Raw genomic sequence first — 18,827 nt, forward strand, 5'->3', positions numbered from 1 at the left:
CGCCCGGCTCAATGCGCCTCGGCCCAGTTGGCGCCGCGGCCCGCCTCGACCACCAGCCTGACGTCGAGTTTCACGACCGGATCGGCGGCGCTCTCCATCACATCCCGGGCAACCTCGATCAGCGCCTCCTCGGCACCGTTCTCCACCTCGAAGAGCAATTCGTCATGGACCTGCAACAGCATCGTCGCGGGCAAGTCGGCGATCGCGGCGGGCATCCGCACCATGGCGCGGCGGATGATATCGGCGGCGGTGCCCTGAATGGGCGCATTGATTGCGGCGCGCTGGGCGAATCCGGCACGGGGCCCCTTGGCCGAAATCTCCGGCGTGTGGATCTTGCGCCCGAAGAGCGTCTGCACGAAGCCATGCTCCTTGGCGAAGGTCTTGGTGTCGTTCATATAGGTGCGGATGCTCGGGAAACGTTCGAAATAGCGGTCGATGAAGCCCTGCGCCTCGCCCCGGGGAATGCGCAGGTTGCGCGCCAGGCCGAAGCCTGAAATGCCGTAGATCACCCCGAAGTTGATCGCCTTGGCGCGGCGGCGGATCTCGGGGGTCATCTCCGCCATCGGCACGTCGAACATTTCCGAAGCGGTCATGGCGTGGATGTCCTGCCCCTGTTCGAAAGCCTCCTTGAGCGCCGGGATCTCTGCCATATGCGCGAGGATGCGCAGCTCGATCTGTGAGTAATCGAGCGCTACCAGCGTCTTGCCCGGTTCGGCGACGAAGGCGGCGCGGATGCGACGACCCTCTTCGGTGCGGATCGGGATGTTCTGCAGGTTCGGGTCGGTCGAGGCGAGCCGTCCGGTGCTGGCCCCGGCAATGGAATAGCAGGTGTGTACGCGGCCGGTATCGGGGTTGATATGATCCTGCAGCGCGTCGGTATAGGTCGATTTCAGCTTGGAGATCTGGCGCCAGTCGAGGATCTTGCGCGGCAATTCATGCTCGGTGGCCAGATCTTCGAGCACATCTGCGCCGGTGGCATAGGCGCCCGTCTTGCCCTTCTTGCCGCCCTCCAGCGCCATTTCGTCGAACAGGATTTCGCCGAGTTGCTTGGGGGAGCCGACATTGAACTTGCGGCCGGCGAGGGTGTGGATCTCCTCCTCGAGCATCGCCATCTTCTGGGCGAAGGCATTGGACATGCGGCTCAGCGTGTCGCGGTCGACCTTGACGCCGGAGCGCTCCATCGCCGCGAGCACCGGCACCAGCGGGCGCTCCAATGTCTCATAGACCCGCGTGACCTGCGCCACATGCAGCTGCGGCTTGAACTTCTGCCACAGCCGCAAGGTGATGTCGGCATCCTCGGCGGCATAGGCCACGGCATCGCTCAGCGGGACCTTGTCGAAGGTGACGGCGGATTTCCCCGAGCCGAGCAGCGGCTTGATCGGGATCGGCGTGTGGCCGAGATAGCGTTCGGACAGCGTGTCCATGCCATGGCCATGCAGGCCGGCATGCATCGCGTATGACATCAGCATCGTGTCGTCGATCGGCGTCATGGTAATGCCGAGCTGGGCGAAGATCTTGCCGTCGTATTTCATGTTCTGCCCGATCTTGAGGATCGCCGGATCCTTCAGCATCGGGGTCAGCATCCGCAAAGCCTCCTCCGTGGCCATCTGGCCCTCGGCGAGATCATCCGAACCGAAGAGGTCATCGCCGCGGCTCTGCTTGTGGGTCAGCGGGATATAGCAGGCCCGACCGGGCTCGACCGCCAGCGAAATGCCGACCAGCTCCGCGATCATCTCATCGAGTCCGGTGGTTTCGGTATCGACCGCGACATGGCCGAATTCGTAAATCCGGTCGATCCAGCGTTGCAGCGCCGCCGCGTCGCTGACCTGTTCATAGGCGGTGCTGTCGAACGGGACGTCGGCCTCGGCCGCGATTTCCGGCAGGGCGGCAGGCTCGGCGATCACCGGCGCTTCACGGCCCAACACCTCGGCCACACGACGCGACAGGGTGCGGAATTCCATCTCGGCGAGGAAGCCGAGCAACCTGTCGGGATCGGGGTCGCGCACTTCGAGATCATCGAGGGTGAAATCCAGCGGCGTGTTTTCGTCCAGCAAGACCAGACGTCGCGACAGTCGGATCTGCTCGGCATGTTCGATCAAGGTCTGGCGGCGTTTGGGCTGCTTGATCTCTTCGGCACGCTCCAGGAGGCTGTGCAGATCGCCATATTCGTTGATCAGCAGCGCTGCCGTCTTGATGCCGATCCCCGGCGCGCCGGGCACGTTATCGACCGAATCCCCGGCCAGCGCCTGCACATCGACCACCCGCTCGGGATAGACTCCGAACTTCTCGAACACCCCCTCGCGGTCGATCCGGTTGTTCTTCATCGCATCGAGCATCTCGACCCCGTCGCCGACGAGCTGCATCAGATCCTTGTCGGAGCTGATGATGGTGCAGCGTCCGCCCCGGTCGCGGGCCTGAACGGCGAGCGTGGCGATGATGTCGTCGGCCTCGAAACCTTCCTTCTCCTTGCAGGCGATGTTGAACGCCTCTGTCGCGATCCGGGTCAGGGGAATCTGCGGGCGCAGATCCTCGGGCATCGCTTCGCGGTTGGCCTTGTAGAGGTCATACATCTCGTTGCGGAACGTGTGGCTGCCCTTGTCGAAGATCACCGCGACATGGGTCGGGGCGTCGGGGCCGGTGTTGCCCTCCACATAACGGTGCAGCATGTTGCAGAACCCGGCGACCGCGCCGATCGGCATGCCGTCGGACTTGCGGGTCAGTGGCGGCAGCGCGTGATAGGCGCGGAAGATGAAGGCCGAGCCGTCGATCAGGTGCAAGTGATGGCCTTTGCCGAATGTGCCGGACATGGATGCTTCTCCGTTGCTTCAACGCGTGTGCGCCGCGTCAGGCGCGGCTTGCCGACGGGGGCGCGGCTGCGTCCCGGCTATCAGATCGTTCAGGGACCGCGCCGCAGGACGCGGCGGGCTGGCTGCGGCGCAGGCTCAGGCCTTGCCCTCGAAGCTGGCATGGACGAATTTGCAGTCGCAATAGCCACATTCGACCCAGCCGGTGTCGCGCGGGATCTGCAGCCAGACCCGCGGATGCCCGAGCGCGCCTTCGCCGCCGTCGCAGGCGACGCGGTAGCTGTTGACGATGCGGGTCTCGGGGGCTTGCAGGGTCATCTCGGTTCATCCTCGGCTCGGGGCTTTGCGCGGCGCTTCGGCCTGGCGCTGTCAGGCTTCGGTTATGACCAAAGGAGCCTGCGGGAGCAAGGCCGGTTTCACGCGCGGGCGAACCGCCGCGCCGGGCAGGAACGGCGCGCGCCCCGACAGTGCGCGTTCCCCTGCAGGAAGGCGGCGGAAAGTGGTTCACCCTGACGGCTGCAGCCGCTAAAAGGCGCGAAACATCAGGATCGGAACCGAGCAGAATGAGCCCCCCCAAGCCAGTCGTATTATGCATCCTCGACGGATGGGGCCAGAGCGCCGACCCGGTCGGCAATGCACCGCTGCTCGCGCGCACGCCGAATTTCGACCGGGTGATGCGGAGCTGCCCGAATGCGACGCTGGTCACCCATGGGCCGGATGTCGGCCTGCCGGTTGGGCAGATGGGCAATTCCGAGGTCGGCCACATGAACATCGGCGCCGGGCGGGTGGTGGCGATGGATCTCGGACAGATCGATATGGAGATTGCCTCCGGTGATTTCTTCGAGAACCCGCGCCTCACCGCCTTCATCGGGGAAATGCAGGACAGCGGCGGCACCGCGCATCTGCTCGGACTGGTTTCCGATGGCGGCGTGCATGGCCATATGAACCACATGGTCGCCGCCGCGCGCGCCCTGCGCGCCGCCGGGGTGCCGGTGCTGATCCATGCGCTTACCGACGGTCGCGACGTGGCGCCGCGCTCGGCCATCGGCTATCTCGAACGGCTGGGCGCGGCGCTGCCCGAGGGTGCCGCAATCGCTACCGTCGCCGGGCGCTACTTCGCGATGGACCGGGACAATCGCTGGGACCGGATCAGCCGCGCCTACAGCGTCATCGTGCGCGGCGACGGTTTGCGGGCGGGTTCGGCGCAGAAGGCCGTCGAACAGGCCTATGCGCGCAACGAGAATGACGAATTCATGGCGCCGACGCTGATCGGCGAATATGCCGGCGCACAGGGTGGCGACGGTCTGTTCTGTCTTAACTTCCGCGCCGACCGGGCACGGCAGATCATGGCGGCGATCGGCGATCCTGAATTCGACCTGTTCAGCGTGTCGCATCGCCCGCACTGGGCGGCGCTGATGGGGATGGCGGAATATTCCGAGCATCACAACAGCTACATGAGCGTGATGTATCCCAAGGTGGAGATCGTCAATACGCTCGGTGCCTGGGTAGCGAAACAGGGGCTGCGCCAGTTCCGGCTGGCGGAGACCGAGAAATATCCGCATGTGACATTCTTCCTCAACGGGGGCGAGGAAGAGCCCGAGGCGGGCGAGGATCGGTTCATGCCGCGCAGCCCGCATGTGGCGACCTATGACATGCAGCCCGAGATGTCTTCGGCCAAGGTGACCGAAAAATTCGTCGAGGCGATCGGGGCGGGCTATGACCTGATAGTGGTCAATTACGCCAATCCCGACATGGTCGGCCATACCGGCGATCTGGCAGCGGCGATCGCGGCCTGCGAGGCGGTGGACGAGGGGCTCGGACAGGTGCTGGCGGCGCTAGAGGAGGCTGGCGGGGCGATGATCCTGACGGCCGATCACGGCAATTGTGAAACCATGATCGACCCGCTGACCCGGGGTGCGCATACCGCCCATACGCTAAACCCCGTTCCCGTGGCGGTGATCGGCGGGCCGCCGGAGGCAGAGCTGCGCGACGGGCGGCTGGCCGATCTCGCGCCGACGCTGCTGCATCTGATGGGGCTGGAACAGCCCGGGGAGATGACCGGCCGGTGCCTGCTGACATGAGAGCCCTCTGGCTGATCCTGTCGCTGATCCTCGTGCCCGCCGTCGGGCTCGCGCAGGGCGAGGCGGCGGAACAGGCTCGCCTCGCCGCGCGCCAGCTCGAGGCGGCTTCGGCCAAGCTCGACACTGCCGCGACTGCCCGTGATCGGGTCAAGGCGCTGACCGAGACGATCAGATCCTACGAGACCGGTCTCGCCGCCATGCGCGACGGGCTGCGCCGCGCCGCGATCAGCGAAGCCCGGCTCAGCAAGCGTCTGGCGTCGCGCGACGGCGAGGTGGCGCAATTGCTCGGCGTATTGCAGAGCATCGGCGGCGAGCCTTCGCCGGTGGTCTTCCTGCACCCCGAGGGGCCGATGGGCACCGCCCGCGCCGGGATGTTGCTGAGCGAGCTGACACCGGCGCTCAACAACCGCGCCGATGCCCTGCGCCGTGACCTCGATGACGTAAAGACCCTGCGTGCCCTGCAAAGCGAGGCCGCCGCCCGGCTTCAGAAAGGGCTCGACGAGATCCAGCGCGCCCGCACCGCGCTCAACCAGGCGATGGCCAACCGTACCGACCTGCCGACGCGGTTCACCGAGGATCCGGTGCGTACCGCGATCCTGATCGATTCGACCGAGACGCTCGAAGGGTTCGCCAGCGGCCTGACGAAGATCGCGCTCGAGGAAAGCGAACCGGCGCCGATCAACATCGACGGACAGGTCGGCGAATTGCCGCTGCCGGTGCAGGGGCTGGTCCTGCGCCGCGCCGGAGAAACCGACGCCGCGGGCGTGACACGGCCCGGCATCGTGCTCGCGACCCGGTCGCGGGCCATCGTCACCAGCCCCTCCGCGGCCACCATCCGTTACACCGGCCCGCTGCTCGACCTCGGCAATGTGGTCATTCTGGAGCCCCAGGTCGATACTCTGTTTGTGCTCGCCGGGCTTGATGTGGTCTATGGTCAGGCGGGGCAGGTGATTTCGGCGGGCACGCCGATCGGATTGATGGGCGTTCCGGCGGGGCAGGAGGGCGCGGAATTGTCAAATCAAGGTGATGGCTCTGGCATCGATCGCTCGCAGACGCTCTATTTGGAAGTAAGGCAGAATAACACGCCACTGGACCCCCAGGACTGGTTCCGCACCGACAAGGATGGATAAGCAGATGAAGAAATTCGTGATGGCAGCCCTAGGCGGCACATTGGCAGGGGCAATCGCCACGACCCAGGTTGCGGGGCCATTGCTCGCCCAGGAGGCGGCCAAGACCGGCAATGTCTATGAGCAACTCGACCTTTTCGGCGACATCTTCGAGCGGATCCGCGCGCAATATGTCGAGGATGTCGATCCCGGCGATCTGATCGAAGCGGCGATCAACGGCATGCTGACCTCGCTCGACCCGCATTCCAGTTACCTCTCGCCCAAGGACGCGGTGAAGATGCGCGAGCAGACCCGCGGAGAATTCGGCGGTCTCGGCATCGAGGTGACGCAGGAGGACGGCTTCGTCAAAGTGGTCTCTCCGATCGACGACACGCCGGCGGCGGAAGCGGGGATCGAGGCGGGCGATTTCATCACCCATGTCAACGGCGAGAGCCTGCTGGGCCTGCTGCTGGACGATGCGGTCGAACTGATGCGCGGCCCGGTGGGCTCTGAGATCGTCATCACCGTGGTGCGCGAAGGCGAGCCCGAACCCTTCGACGTGACAATCACCCGCGACACGATCCAGCTGACGGCCGTGCGCGCGCGGACCGAAGGCAATTCGGCTGTGTTGCGCGTCACGACCTTCAACGAACAGACCTATCCCAAGCTCAAGGAAGGGCTCGCCGAACAGATCGAGAAGGCGGGCGGGATCGAGAAGCTCAACGGCATCGTGCTCGACCTGCGCAACAATCCCGGCGGGCTGCTGACCCAGGCGATCGCAGTGTCGGACGCCTTCCTCGAAGAGGGCGAGATCGTCAGCACCCGGGGCCGGGAGGCTGCCGACGGGGACCGTGTCAACGCCACGCCCGGAGACCTGTCACAGGGCAAGCCGATCGTGGTGCTGATCAACGGTGGCTCGGCCTCGGCCTCGGAGATTGTCGCGGGGGCGCTGCAGGATCACCGCCGCGCCATCATCGTCGGCACCAAGAGCTTCGGCAAGGGTTCGGTCCAGACCGTGATGCCGCTGCGGGGCGATGGCGCGATGCGGCTGACCACCGCGCGCTACTACACGCCCTCCGGCCGCTCGATCCAGGCGCTGGGTGTCTCGCCCGATATCGTGGTGGCGCAACCGCCCGCCAAACCTGCCTCCGAGGAGGAGGAAGACAAGATCGCACGCCCGCTCCGCTCGGAAGCCGACCTGCGCGGGAGTCTCAACAACGACAGCCTCAGCGAAGACGAGATCAAGCAGATCGAAGAAGACCGCGCCAAGGCTGCCGATGCCGCCAAGCTGCGCGAAGAGGATTACCAGCTCGCCTATGCGATCGACATCCTGAAGGGCCTCTCGGCGCTCGGCCCGACCGACTGAGAGGCGCAAGTTTAGCGCAAAGGGAAGGGGCTCGCCGCGGGATCGGCGGGCCCCTTTCTATATATGTGGTGGGTTGCGCGTTGCGCGTCCGGCGGGGGGAATGTTCGCCGCGAGTCCAATTTACAGGCTGCCTGGGAAGGCCTGAACGGTTTATGGGGTGGTTCACCGGAGCCGCCACTGGGGCGTTCGCGGTGTAATAGAGCTCCGCCCGCCCAGCCGACATACCAAACGAAGATGCCTTCGCAGGGATCTGTGCGGGCGTCTCTTGCGCGGCTCAGGTGGTTTCGAGGCAATGACGGCGGAAGGCGCGTTTGAGCATGTCGAGTTCGGCGCGCAGCAGGTCGAGCTCGGCGCGGATGTCATCCGCCAGCGCTTCCTCGGCGATCAGCGTCACATGGCCGAGCTGGGCATTGTCTTCCCTGTTGAGGATCAGCAAGGTCTGCACACCATCCGCGATGGCTTCCGGCGGGATCGGGATCGACAGCAGCCAGTGACCGGCCGCCTCGTTGTGTTCGAGCGTGAAATTCTCGAGCCTGCGTTCGCCGTGGCGGATATCGAGATCGGGGGCGCTGTCTCCGGCGGGTGTCAGGATGCCCTGCCAGATCCCCTGGCGCATGTCGGTCTTGGTCAGTTGCAGCGGGCGCATTCAGCGACTCCTAGATCTGGGCGCGGGGGCGCCGGGAGAAGGTCAGGTCGCGCAGTACGACCTGGTTCATCTGCGGCCCTTCGAAGATCAGGTCGATCCAGGCCGCTTCGACGCGTTTCTCGTTGATGCTCGAATAGGCGAGGTCGAATTCGACGCGCATGTCGCTCTGCTCCATCGGCAGCTCGCGGACGATCTGCTCGGTATTGGGGCCGTGGCGGATGTTGAGCCGGGCGAAGATCTCCAGCGGTTTCTCGAGTTCCACAATGGCTTCGAGCCGCAACAGATGGTTGCGTTTCAGGCCTTTCCAGCCGCTTTCCGGCAGATCCACGACCAGGGACAGAAACGAGCCGTCAAAGCTGAACACATCCAGGCGCAGCCCGTAGGGCGCGAGATCTTCGCGGCGCAGGTTACGCAGCTGACGCAGGGTCAGCTCGGATTGGGCGCAGTCGTGGAACAGCGTGATCTCGTCACCGAGCCGCGCCTTGTTCGGCACCGAGGCGCGGCCCTTTTCGGCCAGCGGACCGCGCCAGAGCGCCGGGCGCCAGGCCCAGTCGGCATTATGAGGTTTGGCAAAGCCGGTAGAGCCGATCATCGGCAGCGCGAGTCGTTCATCTGCCTTGTTGATCAACCGGTCGAGATGATGCCTGAGAAGCCGCGCACGATTGCGCTGGCGGCGCAGCACCGTCAGATCGACAATATCAGCCTGCCGCGCGGCGCGCGCCCATCGCCTTATCGTCCCCGCATAGAGCGGATTGCTCAGGAAAGTATCGCCGAACCTGGCCATAAATCGTTACTGCCTTCGTTTCTGTCATCCTAGCTACCAGCGACGGCGCATTCAAACGGAATGCACCGGAGTCTCAGGGGTTGGCCGCCCGGCTGCGCGCAATCAGCGCCTTGATCAGCATGCGTCCGTCGCCGGTAATGGCACGGCCATCCTCGGGCCCGTAGAGCGCGATCCCGACGAGTTGTCCATCGATCAGCGCGGCGGCGCGCCAATGCCGTGGCGAGACGCCTTTCACCGGGACCGGGCCGACCGCGCGGAAGATCGTTTCGGCCGCGGTGCTTTCGACCTCGGAAAGCCGGGTGAGCCGCGCGGCCTTGGCGATGGTCTCGGGACTGGGCAGTTCCGCTCCGGCAGGGGCGGGCAACATGCTGAAGGTGATCATGCCACGCGGCGCATCGCTGACCGTGTCGACGGCGGCGAAGGCATCGCAGCGGGCCAGCAGGGCGAAACGGGCCTTCAGGCTGCCCTGATCGATGCAATAGCCGGGCGGCGGCACCAGCCGTAGCGCGCCCCCGCCCATGCGGGCCTGCGACAGCCCCTTGGGCGCGGCGCCGCTGCCGACCGGACCGACCTCGCAGCCGGTGAGGAGCAGCAGCGCCGCCGCGAGAAGCGGACCTTTAGAGGTCCATGTAGTCATGCGTTTCCGCTTTCGCGCCAGGGTGGGTCACGGCGCCGAGATAGGTCGGGCCGACGAGCTGGGCATATTTCCACAGCGCACCCGAAGCGTAATTGGTCGGTCGGGCACCGGCCCAGGCGGACTTGCGCTCCGCCAGTTCCTCATCGCTGAGATCGACCGAGATCGTTCCCTTGACCGCGTCGAGCGTGATCATATCGCCGTTCTTCAGCAGCGCGATCGGTCCGCCGTTGGCAGCCTCCGGTCCGACATGGCCGACGCAGAAGCCGCGGGTCGCGCCGGAGAAGCGGCCATCGGTGATCAGCGCCACCTTCTTGCCCATGCCCTGACCCGAAAGCGCGGCCGTGGTGGCCAGCATTTCGCGCATGCCGGGACCGCCGGCCGGGCCTTCGTTGCGGATCACGAAAACGTCGCCTTCCTTGTAATCGCGGTTCTGCACCGCCTCGAAGGCATCCTGTTCGCATTCGAAGACCAGCGCCGGCCCTGTGAAGACGATGTCTTCCTCGGACATGCCGGCAATCTTCACGATGGCGCCCTCGGGAGCGAGATTGCCCTTCAGGCCCACGACGCCGCCGGTCTTGCTGATCGGGGTGGCGACCGAATGGATCACCTTGCCGTCGGCCTCGCGCTCGATCCGGTCAAGCTCCTCGCCGATGGAGCGGCCTGTCACGGTCAGGCAATCGGTGTGCAGCAGCCCCGCCTTGCGCAGCTCCTTCATCACCACCGGCACGCCGCCCGCGTCGTAGAGGTCTTTCGCCACATACTGGCCGCCCGGTTTCATATCGACGAAGTAAGGCGTGTCGCGGAAGATTTCGCAGACGTCCTCAAGGTAGAACTCGATCCCGGCTTCATGCGCCATGGCCGGCAGGTGCAGACCGGCGTTGGTAGAGCCGCCGGTGCAGGCGACGATGCGTGCCGCGTTCTCAAAGGCTTCGCGGGTACAGATGTCGCGGGCGCGGATGTTCTTCTCGATCAGGTTCATCACCGCGGCGCCCGAGGCTTCGGCATAGGCGTCGCGGCTCTCATAGGGCGCGGGCATGCCGGAGGAGTTCGGCAGCGCGAGGCCGATGGCCTCGGACACACAGGCCATGGTGTTGGCGGTAAACTGGCCGCCACATGCCCCGGCAGAGGGGCAAGCAACGCGTTCGAGCACGTCCAAAGCGGCCTGCGACATGGAGCCATTCTGGAAGCGGCCCACGGCTTCGAACATATCCTGCACGGTCAGATCGCGGGTGGCGAAATCTTCGGGCACATCGGCACCGGCGGGTGCCTTGCCGGGCAGGATCGAGCCGCCATAGAGGAAGACCGACGGCACGTTGAGCCGGATCATCGCCATCATCATGCCGGGCAGCGATTTGTCACAGCCGGCCAGCCCGACAAGCGCATCGTAGCAATGGCCGCGCATCGTCAGTTCGACCGTGTCGGCAATCGCTTCGCGCGAGGCGAGCGAGGAACGCATGCCCTCGTGGCCCATCGCGATACCGTCGGTGACGGTGATGGTGGTGAACTCGCGCGGCGTGCCCTGCTGGGAATGCACGCCCACTTTCACCGCCTGCGCCTGCCGGTTCAGCGCGATGTTGCAGGGCGCGGCTTCGTTCCAGCAGGTGGCGACGCCGACGAGCGGCTGGTGAATCTCTTCTTCCGTCATGCCCATCGCGTAATAATAGGACCGGTGCGGCGCCCGCGCCGGACCCTCGGTCACGTGGCGGCTGGGCAGTTTGGTTTTGTCGAAACGCTGGTTGCTGGACATGCGGATAGGCTCCCGTTTGGCTGTTCCTGCTGGAATAGTCCTCCGGTCGCGCTGCTGCAAGGCTGATGCGCGCTTGTTGTATTGGCCCCGGCGCTTGACTAGATTGGGCGAACCCCTTCTTCCGGCCGTCGGCGGCCCCCGCAGCGAAAGTGACGGCGCATGGAGCCCAGCCTATTTTCCTTCATCTGGAAATATTCGCGGCGCGAGCAACTGGTGCTCCTCGGCTTCACGATCCTCACCTTTCCGTTCCTCTACGCGACGCTGGAACTGCCCAAGCGGATCATCAACGACGCCATCGGCGCGCAACATTCGGTGATCGACCTCTTCGGGGTCAGGATCACCCAGGTGCAATTGCTGATGCTTCTCTGTTTCGCCTATCTGGCGGCGGTGCTGGTGCATGGCTTGCTGAAGATGCGGCTCAACACCATGAAGGGCGTCCTTGCGGAACGGCTGCTGCGGCGCTTCCGGTTTCAGCTGATCGCCCGGATGATGCGATTTCCGCGCAGCTATTTCGAGAACACCAGCCAGGGCGAGCTGGTCTCGATGGTCACCTCGGAGGCCGAGCCGATGGGCGGGCTGATGGGAGATGCGGTGGCACAACCGGCGTTTCAGGCCGGACAGATGCTGATCATCGTGCTGTTCCTGTTCCTGCAATCGCCTTGGTTCGGGCTTGCCGGGGTGGCGCTGATCCCGCTGCAGGCGTGGCTCATCCCGCTGCTGCAGCGCCAGATCAACCTGCTCAACAAGGAGCGCATCAAGGAGGTGCGCCATTTCGCCGCCGAGATCGGCGAGACCGCCGCCGGGATCACCGACCTGCGCAGCAACGGCGGCTGGCGCCTGCGGCTGGCCGGTTTTACCGATCGGCTCGGGCGGCTGTTCGATATCCGTTTCAGGATCTATCAGAAGAAGTTCTTCATGAAGTTCCTCAACAACTTCATTACCCAGCTGACGCCGTTCTTCTTCTATGCGGTCGGCGGCTACCTCGCGATCGTCGGGCAGATCACCGTCGGCGCGCTGGTCGCGGCGCTGGCGGCCTACAAGGATCTGTCGAGCCCGTGGAAGGAATTGCTGACCTATTACAACCAGACCCAGGACATGTCGCTACGCTGGGACGTCGTGACCGAACGTTTCGGCCCGCATAACATGATCGACGAGCGCCTGTTCGAGGGCGCGCCCGAGGAAATACCGGAGCTCAAGGGCGATCTGGTGCTGAGCAATGTCTCGCTGCGCAACGGCGATGGCGACATGGTGCTGGAGGATCTCAATCTGCGCATCCCCGCGGGGGCGCAGGTCGCCATCGAGGTCGCCAACCAGTCCGAACGCCGCGCGCTTGCGGAAATGCTCACCCGCGAACTGCTGCCGAGCCGCGGCCGGATCGAGATCGCGGGGCATGACCTGTCACGACTGCATCAGGCCGTGGTGGCGGCACGGATCGGGTATGCCCATGACAAACCCTACCTGTTTCAGGGCAGTGTCGGGGAAAACCTGCTGATGCCGCTGCGCATGCGCCCGCGCAATTCCGTGGGCGAGATGCAGGCTTCGACAGCGCTGACGCTGATCGGCAGGGGCAATGGCACGGCGGTCGAGGATCGCCTGCGGCTCGAGGCCGACCGCTCGGGCAACAGTCTAGACCGGGTCGAGCCCGATTGGCTCGATCCGGGGCTGGCCGGGCTGGAATCGCGCGAAGAGGTCGAGGAATGGTGGTACAAGCTCAGCGAGACACTGGGACTGACCGAGACCATGTTCCGCAACATGCTCAACGCGCGAATGGACCCCGAGGCCCATCCCGAGCTCGCGCGCCAGATCGTTTCGCTGCGCGGCGAGGTCTGGGAGGGGCTGAAGAAAGCCGGGCTTGCCAAGGCGATCCACCGGCTCGATCCGGAAAAGTTCAACCCCGGCATTCCGCTGGGCGGCAACCTGATCTTCGCCACGCCGCTGCGCGACATTTCGCAGGAAGGGCTGGCGGCGGAGCGGCATTTCCTCGGCATGATCGCCGAGGTTGGTCTTGCCGAAGAGGGGATCGCGATCTCGCAGACCCTGGTCGAGACGCTGCACCAGACCTTCGGTCGCGACGGCACCGACCATCCGCTGTTTACCGCGCTGGGCATCGAGGAGGAACTCTACGAACGGCTGGTGGATATCGCCGCGCGGCGCCGCGAAAAGGGTGATGCAGCGCTCAGCGAGGATGAATTCGCGCTGCTGCTCACCGTGCCCTTCGCGCTGACGGCGGAACAGATCGGACCGGCCTTTCCGGAGAGTTTCAAGCAGGAGATCCTTCATGTCCGGAAGACCCATGGCGCGACCCTGCGCGAGCGGGCCAAGAGCATGTTCATCCCGGTGACACCCGAGAATTATTTGCCGCGCTTCTCGCTGCTGGAAAACCTGATCTACGGAAGGGTTTCGGCGATTGCCGGGCTCCAGGGCGATCTGATCGTCGATCTGGTGGCAGAGATACTCGAGTCACACGGGCTCTGGCGGAAGATCGCGGTCAATGTCTTCGACGTGCCGACCAATATCGGCGGTACCAACCTGTCGTCGATGTTCCAGGAACGGCTCGCCTTCAACCGCGCGGCGATCAAGCGGCCCGACATCCTGGTATTCAACAAGCCGCTCAGCTCGCACAGCAACGCCGCGCTCACCCAGCTTCGGCACCGGCTCGGGGAATTGCTGCCCCGGACGACACAGATCCATCTCGACGACCGTTTCACCGATCCCGGCGATTTCGACCTGCATGTTCGGATCAGTGGCGGGCGGATCGACGGGCAGGAGCAGCTCGATCGGCCCACACCGGAGGAGGACGGCTCGGGCGATCTGCGCCGCAAGCTGCGGATCCTGTCGCGCAACGAATTGTTCGGCAATCTCGACGCCCGCAACCAGCGGCTTCTGGCCTTTGCCGCGCAATGGTACGAGGCAGAGGAGGGACAGCGGATCTTTTCCATCAACGAGCCGCCGGATGCCGCCTATCTCTGTCTTGAGGGGCTTGCGGAACTGACCTGGCGCGATCCGGAGGGCGAGGGGCATCATGTCGCCGATGTCAGGCCGGGGCGGTTGATCGGCGATCTGGCGGTCATCCTCGACCAGCCGCGCCAGCTCGACCTGACCGCGCTGGAAAAGACCCGTTTCCTGCGCATCGGGGCCGAGCAGCTCCGCGCGGTGATCGAGAATGACCGCGGCGTACTGCTCAGCCTGCTGCGCACCGTCGCCGAACATCTCACCGGGGCGGCCGAATTGCTGCGCGCGGCGCGGATCGACGTGCCCCGGCAGGTGGATGGGCCCCCGGCGCCGCCGGTGGACCGGGAGCCGCCGCGATGATCTGGCGACTGGACTACCGCGCCCATGACCGTTTTATCGCGCCCGCCCTTGCCACGGCGGCCCTCTGGCGGCTGCTGGCCGGGCTGATCATGGCAACCCTACTCTATTTCATGCTCAACCAGGTGTATTTCCTGTTTTTCTACGGTCTCTCGGACCAAAACGGCAGGTCACTCTATCAGGAGGTGCTCTCGGGCGCCTCGCCGATGGCCATGTACATGCTGTTGTTCAGCTTTGGGCTGATGATTCTCGCGACGGGTGTCAGCGTGCGGCTGCTGCACCGCCGCCCGATGCGCAGTCTCATCGGCCCGGTGCAGGTCGCGCGGGCGCATTTCGCCGCCGTCCTTGGGCTGCTGGCGCTGCTCAGCCTGGCGCTGTTGCTGCTGCCGCCCTGGGGGATGGGAGATGCGCTGGTGCCGAACCTGCCGGTCGGCCGCTGGCTGCTGCTGCTGCCGCTGTCGCTGCTCGGCGTATTGGTGCAGGTCAGCGCCGAAGAGATCCTGTTTCGCGGCTATGTGCAGCAACAGCTGGCGGCCCGGTTCCGCTCTCCCCTGATATGGATGGTGCTGCCCTCCGTCCTCTTCGCCCTAGGCCATTATCTGCCCGAAGTGGCGGGGGACAACGCGCTGATGATCGCGCTCTGGGCCGGGCTCTTCGGTATCCTGATGGCGGATCTCACCGCCCGCTCGGGATCGCTCGGACCGGCGATCGCGGTGCATTTCTGGAACAATGTCTCGGCGATCGTGATCATCTCGGTCCCCGATGATCTCTCGGGGCTGGCGCTCTATCTCACACCGTTTTCGATGGCCGACGAGGCCGCGACGAGGGCCTGGCTGCCGGTCGATTTCGCGCTGATGCTGGTGGCCTGGCTGACCGCGAGACTGGCGATCCGGCGCTGATTGCAATTTGCGGCGGGCCGGCTTATCTCAGGGGTCAAATTTCCAAGGGACACGACATGAACTGGATCGCGAACTACGTTCGGCCAAGGATCAACTCGATCTTCTCGCGGCGCGAGACGCCGGACAACCTGTGGACCAAATGCGACGAATGCGGCACCATGCTGTTTCACCGCGAGCTGTCGGACAATCTTAACGTCTGTACCAATTGCGGCCACCACATGCAGATTTCGCCGCGCGAACGGTTCAAGAACCTGTTCGACGGAGGGATCTTCAGCGAGGTCAAGGTACCGGCGCCCACCACCGATCCGCTGAACTTCCGCGATCAAAAGAAATACCCCGACCGGCTGCGCGCCGCCCAGAAACAGACCGGCGAGAGCGAGGCGATGCTGGTCGCGACCGGCGAGATCGGGCGCACCCCGATCGTTGCCGCGGCGCAGGATTTCTCCTTCATGGCCGGGTCGATGGGCATGTATGTGGGCAATGCGATCATCGCCGCTGCCGAGGAAGCGGTAAAGCTCAAGCGGCCGCTGGTCCTGTTCTCCGCCGCCGGCGGCGCGCGGATGCAGGAAGGTATCCTCAGCCTCATGCAGATGCCGCGCACCACCGTCGCGGTGCAGATGCTGAAGGAGGCCGGGCTGCCCTATATCGTGGTGCTCGTGCATCCGACCACCGGCGGTGTCACCGCGTCCTATGCGATGCTGGGCGATGTGCAGATCGCCGAGCCGAACGCGCTGATCTGCTTTGCCGGGCCGCGGGTGATCGAACAGACGATCCGCGAGAAACTGCCCGAAGGCTTCCAGCGCGCCGAATATCTGCTCGATCACGGCATGCTCGACCGGGTGACCAAACGCACCGAGCTGCGCGACGAGCTGATCGGCATCACGCGGATGCTTCTTGGCCTGCCGCCCGCCGTGCGCGGCGATCTCCCGGCGCCGGACAAGAGCGAGCAAACCCCCGTCGTAGCAGCGCCGGAACCCGAACCGGCCACCGAGGCACCCAAGGCATGACCGGGCAGGGCTCGGACGCCATCCTCGAACGGATGATGGCGCTGCATCCGAAGATCATCGACCTGACGCTGGACCGGATGTGGCGGCTGCTCGACGCGCTCGGCAATCCGCAGGACCGGCTGCCGCCGGTTATCCATCTCGCCGGAACCAACGGCAAGGGCTCGACACAGGCGATGATCCGCGCCGGGCTCGAGGCGATGGGCAAATCGGTCCATGCCTATACCTCGCCGCATCTGGCGCGGTTTCACGAACGTATCCGCCTCGCGGGCGCGTTGATCGACGAGACGGTCCTGACCGAAGTGCTCGACGAATGCTACGCCGCCAACGATGGCGAAGACATCACCTATTTCGAAATCACGACCTGCGCCGCGCTGCTTGCCTTCTCGCGGGTGCCTGCCGATTACGTCCTGCTCGAAGTCGGGCTTGGCGGGCGGCTCGATGCGACCAACGTGATCAAGGATCCGGCCCTGACGGTGATTACCCCGGTTTCGGTCGATCACCAGCAATTCCTGGGCGAGACCCTCGCCGAGATTGCCGGGGAGAAGGCCGGGATCATCAAACGCGGCGTGACCTGTGTCGTCGGCCCGCAGGAAGAGGCCGGGCTCGAGGTGATCGAGGCACGGGCCACCGCCCTCGGCGCGCCGTTGCTGGCCTATGGGCAGCAATGGCATGTGGGACCTGAGGCCGGTCGCATGGTCTATCAGGACGAGCGCGGGCTGCTCGACCTGCCGCGCCCGAACCTGCCGGGCGACCACCAGATCACCAATGCCGGCGCGGCGCTGGCGGCGCTGCGGCATCTCGGCGCGGACGAGGCGGCCTGCGAGGCGGCGGTCACGAAGGCCTTCTGGCCCGCACGGATGCAGCGGCTTAGTGCCGGGCCGCTGGTCGAGCTGGCGGGGCAGGGGGAACTCTGGCTCGATGGCGGCCACAACCCTGCGGCGGGCGAGGCGCTGGCCTCGGTGCTGGCGCAGATGCCCGCGCGCGCGACCTACCTGATCTGCGGCATGCTCAACACCAAGGACATCAGCGGCTATCTGCGTCCCCTCGCGGCACAGGCCGAGCGACTGGTCGCCGTGTCCATTCCCGGCGAGGCCAACACCCTGCCCGGCGAAGCTACGGCAGCGGCGGCAAAGGCGGTGGGCATGAAGGCCGAGGTAGCTGATGATGTGGCCAGCGCGCTGCGCGGGATCGTCGCCGAGACGCCGGAGGCGCGGGTGCTGATCTGCGGCTCGCTCTATCTCGCGGGCGGTGTCCTGCGCGAGAACAGCTGACGAAATCCTTGCCGGGGGCTCAGCCCGTGCCCCCGACGCCATTCCGGCGCGCCCAGTCATCGCTCTGCATCTCCCGCAGCCGCGAAGCGGTGCGCTCGAATTCGAACGTGCCCTCTCCCTCGAGATAGAGCATCTCCGGCTTCGCCGCGGCGGAAGAGATCAGCCGGACCTTCGCCTCGTAAAGCGCGTCAATCAGGGTGACGAAGCGTTTGGCTTCGTTGAAATTCGACCGCCCGAGCTGCGGGATGTCATCGAGCAGCAGCACCTTGATCTCCGCGGCCAGCGCGAGGTAATCCGCCGGGCCGAGCGGGCGGCCGCAGAGATCGTGGAAAGGCGCGCGCGCCACGCCATTGCGGAAGGTCGGCAGCACCACGTCACGCCCCTTGACCTGCAGATGCAGCGGCGCGCCCGGACCCCCGGCAAGATCCTGCCAGACCGCATTCATCGCAGCGCGGCTTTCGGCATTGACGGGTGTGAAATAGACCTGCGTCCCGGCCAGCCTGTCCTGCCGGTAATCCTTCGGACTGGCGAGCTCATGCACCACCATCCTGTCCTTGATCAGCGCGATGAAGGGCAGGAAGAGATCGCGGTTGAGCCCGTTCTTGTAGAGCTCGTCCGGCAGGCGGTTCGAGGTCGTGACCACCACGACCCCATCGGCGAACAGCGCTTCGAACAGTCGCCCGACGATCATTGCGTCGGTAATGTCGGTGATCTGCATCTCGTCAAAGGCCAGAAGCCGCACCGAGGCGGCGACCTCGGCCGCCACCGGCGCGATCGCGTCATCGACACCGGTCTTGCGCACCTCGTGCAGCATTGCGTGGATCTCCTGCATGAAAGCATGGAAATGCACCCGCCGCGCGGGCACGTCCTCCAGGCTTTCAACGAAGAGATCCATCAACATCGACTTGCCGCGCCCGACCCCGCCCCAGAGATAAAGCCCCTTGGGCGGCTCGGGTGCCTTGCGGAACAGGCCTTTCCTGACCGGCTGCAGCAGGGCGGTGCGGATCCGGTCGAATTCCGGCAGCACAGCTTCCTGCGCCGGGTCGGGCTGCAGCTTGCCGGAGGCGGTCAGCTGCTCAAAGGTTTCGCGCATGTTTGTCATGACAGAGTCCTACAATCCTGTCTCGTCAGATGAAAGCGGCGCGCCGTGGCCCGATCCGGGACATCGTT

14 protein-coding genes are annotated in these 18,827 nt (G+C 65.3%); 7 read left to right on the forward strand and 7 right to left on the reverse strand.

Going from position 1 to position 18,827, the window contains the following annotated elements:
- Positions 1-8 precede the first annotated feature (8 nt).
- Both polA and ACFSUD_RS08655 read right to left on the reverse strand, forming a co-directional pair.
- The gene (polA, locus tag ACFSUD_RS08650; protein WP_386373443.1) at positions 9-2,807 is read right to left on the reverse strand and encodes a DNA polymerase I; all 2,799 of its coding nucleotides are present in this window, start codon (positions 2,805-2,807) and stop codon (positions 9-11) included.
- A gap of 135 nt (positions 2,808-2,942) precedes the next feature.
- A complete protein-coding gene (locus ACFSUD_RS08655) occupies positions 2,943-3,122 on the reverse strand; it encodes a zinc-finger domain-containing protein (RefSeq protein WP_386373445.1) in 180 nt (59 codons plus the stop codon).
- Between the two features lie 245 nt (positions 3,123-3,367).
- Between ACFSUD_RS08655 and gpmI the strand changes: the two genes are divergently transcribed.
- Genes gpmI through ACFSUD_RS08670 form a run of 3 tightly spaced genes read left to right on the forward strand, consistent with a single transcriptional unit; the run spans position 3,368 to position 7,357 of the window.
- Complete coding sequence (gpmI, locus tag ACFSUD_RS08660) at positions 3,368-4,885, forward strand: 2,3-bisphosphoglycerate-independent phosphoglycerate mutase (RefSeq protein ID WP_386373447.1); 1,518 nt, start codon at positions 3,368-3,370, stop codon at positions 4,883-4,885.
- Positions 4,882-6,015: a murein hydrolase activator EnvC family protein gene (locus ACFSUD_RS08665; protein ID WP_386373449.1), complete on the forward strand. Its 1,134-nt coding sequence runs from the start codon at positions 4,882-4,884 to the stop codon at positions 6,013-6,015. The genes gpmI and ACFSUD_RS08665 overlap by 4 nt, the downstream gene beginning before the upstream one ends.
- 4 nt (positions 6,016-6,019) lie before the next feature.
- Entirely contained in the window at positions 6,020-7,357 is a 1,338-nt protein-coding gene (locus tag ACFSUD_RS08670; RefSeq protein ID WP_386373450.1) for a S41 family peptidase, read from the forward strand.
- 274 nt (positions 7,358-7,631) lie between these two features.
- Here the strand turns inward: ACFSUD_RS08670 and ACFSUD_RS08675 are convergent, their stop codons facing one another.
- The 4 genes from ACFSUD_RS08675 to ilvD form a co-directional block, all read right to left on the reverse strand.
- Positions 7,632-8,003: a hypothetical protein gene (locus ACFSUD_RS08675; RefSeq protein WP_386373452.1), complete on the reverse strand. Its 372-nt coding sequence runs from the start codon at positions 8,001-8,003 to the stop codon at positions 7,632-7,634.
- A 10-nt stretch (positions 8,004-8,013) separates the two neighbouring features.
- Entirely contained in the window at positions 8,014-8,787 is a 774-nt protein-coding gene (locus tag ACFSUD_RS08680; protein WP_386373454.1) for a DUF6478 family protein, read from the reverse strand.
- Positions 8,788-8,860: 73 nt separating this feature from the next.
- The gene (locus ACFSUD_RS08685) at positions 8,861-9,424 is read right to left on the reverse strand and encodes a hypothetical protein (protein ID WP_386373456.1); all 564 of its coding nucleotides are present in this window, start codon (positions 9,422-9,424) and stop codon (positions 8,861-8,863) included.
- Complete coding sequence (gene ilvD, locus ACFSUD_RS08690; protein ID WP_386373458.1) at positions 9,405-11,171, reverse strand: dihydroxy-acid dehydratase; 1,767 nt, start codon at positions 11,169-11,171, stop codon at positions 9,405-9,407. The genes ACFSUD_RS08685 and ilvD overlap by 20 nt, the downstream gene beginning before the upstream one ends.
- 159 nt (positions 11,172-11,330) lie before the next feature.
- On the opposite strand from ilvD, the gene ACFSUD_RS08695 reads away from it, so the two are divergent.
- Genes ACFSUD_RS08695 through ACFSUD_RS08710 form a run of 4 tightly spaced genes read left to right on the forward strand, consistent with a single transcriptional unit; the run spans position 11,331 to position 17,657 of the window.
- Positions 11,331-14,483, forward strand: coding sequence for an ABC transporter transmembrane domain-containing protein (locus tag ACFSUD_RS08695; RefSeq protein WP_386373460.1), 3,153 nt, complete (start codon positions 11,331-11,333; stop codon positions 14,481-14,483).
- On the forward strand, positions 14,480-15,379 hold the full coding sequence (locus ACFSUD_RS08700; RefSeq protein ID WP_386373462.1) for a CPBP family intramembrane glutamic endopeptidase: 900 nt from the start codon (positions 14,480-14,482) through the stop codon (positions 15,377-15,379). The genes ACFSUD_RS08695 and ACFSUD_RS08700 overlap by 4 nt, the downstream gene beginning before the upstream one ends.
- Before the next feature lie 56 nt (positions 15,380-15,435).
- Complete coding sequence (accD, locus tag ACFSUD_RS08705) at positions 15,436-16,386, forward strand: acetyl-CoA carboxylase, carboxyltransferase subunit beta (protein WP_386373464.1); 951 nt, start codon at positions 15,436-15,438, stop codon at positions 16,384-16,386.
- The gene (locus ACFSUD_RS08710) at positions 16,383-17,657 is read left to right on the forward strand and encodes a bifunctional folylpolyglutamate synthase/dihydrofolate synthase (protein ID WP_386373466.1); all 1,275 of its coding nucleotides are present in this window, start codon (positions 16,383-16,385) and stop codon (positions 17,655-17,657) included. Before accD ends, ACFSUD_RS08710 begins: the two co-directional genes overlap by 4 nt.
- A gap of 19 nt (positions 17,658-17,676) precedes the next feature.
- Here the strand turns inward: ACFSUD_RS08710 and zapE are convergent, their stop codons facing one another.
- Entirely contained in the window at positions 17,677-18,759 is a 1,083-nt protein-coding gene (gene zapE / locus ACFSUD_RS08715; protein WP_386373468.1) for a cell division protein ZapE, read from the reverse strand.
- Positions 18,760-18,827 lie beyond the last annotated feature (68 nt).

The organism is Sulfitobacter aestuarii, from assembly GCF_042685005.1.
In the GTDB taxonomy this organism is placed as follows: Bacteria; Pseudomonadota; Alphaproteobacteria; order Rhodobacterales; family Rhodobacteraceae; genus Sulfitobacter; species Sulfitobacter aestuarii.

Coding starts and splice junctions, on each gene's coding strand:
- ACFSUD_RS08695 (WP_386373460.1), top strand. CDS start 11,331: ATGGAGCCCAGCCTATTTTCCTTCATCTGGAAATATTCGCGGCGCGAG.
- ACFSUD_RS08685 (WP_386373456.1), bottom strand. CDS start 9,424: ATGACTACATGGACCTCTAAAGGTCCGCTTCTCGCGGCGGCGCTGCTG.
- accD (WP_386373464.1), top strand. CDS start 15,436: ATGAACTGGATCGCGAACTACGTTCGGCCAAGGATCAACTCGATCTTC.
- ACFSUD_RS08710 (WP_386373466.1), top strand. CDS start 16,383: ATGACCGGGCAGGGCTCGGACGCCATCCTCGAACGGATGATGGCGCTG.
- ilvD (WP_386373458.1), bottom strand. CDS start 11,171: ATGTCCAGCAACCAGCGTTTCGACAAAACCAAACTGCCCAGCCGCCAC.
- zapE (WP_386373468.1), bottom strand. CDS start 18,759: ATGACAAACATGCGCGAAACCTTTGAGCAGCTGACCGCCTCCGGCAAG.
- ACFSUD_RS08670 (WP_386373450.1), top strand. CDS start 6,020: ATGAAGAAATTCGTGATGGCAGCCCTAGGCGGCACATTGGCAGGGGCA.
- ACFSUD_RS08700 (WP_386373462.1), top strand. CDS start 14,480: ATGATCTGGCGACTGGACTACCGCGCCCATGACCGTTTTATCGCGCCC.
- ACFSUD_RS08665 (WP_386373449.1), top strand. CDS start 4,882: ATGAGAGCCCTCTGGCTGATCCTGTCGCTGATCCTCGTGCCCGCCGTC.
- polA (WP_386373443.1), bottom strand. CDS start 2,807: ATGTCCGGCACATTCGGCAAAGGCCATCACTTGCACCTGATCGACGGC.
- ACFSUD_RS08655 (WP_386373445.1), bottom strand. CDS start 3,122: ATGACCCTGCAAGCCCCCGAGACCCGCATCGTCAACAGCTACCGCGTC.
- gpmI (WP_386373447.1), top strand. CDS start 3,368: ATGAGCCCCCCCAAGCCAGTCGTATTATGCATCCTCGACGGATGGGGC.
- ACFSUD_RS08680 (WP_386373454.1), bottom strand. CDS start 8,787: ATGGCCAGGTTCGGCGATACTTTCCTGAGCAATCCGCTCTATGCGGGG.
- ACFSUD_RS08675 (WP_386373452.1), bottom strand. CDS start 8,003: ATGCGCCCGCTGCAACTGACCAAGACCGACATGCGCCAGGGGATCTGG.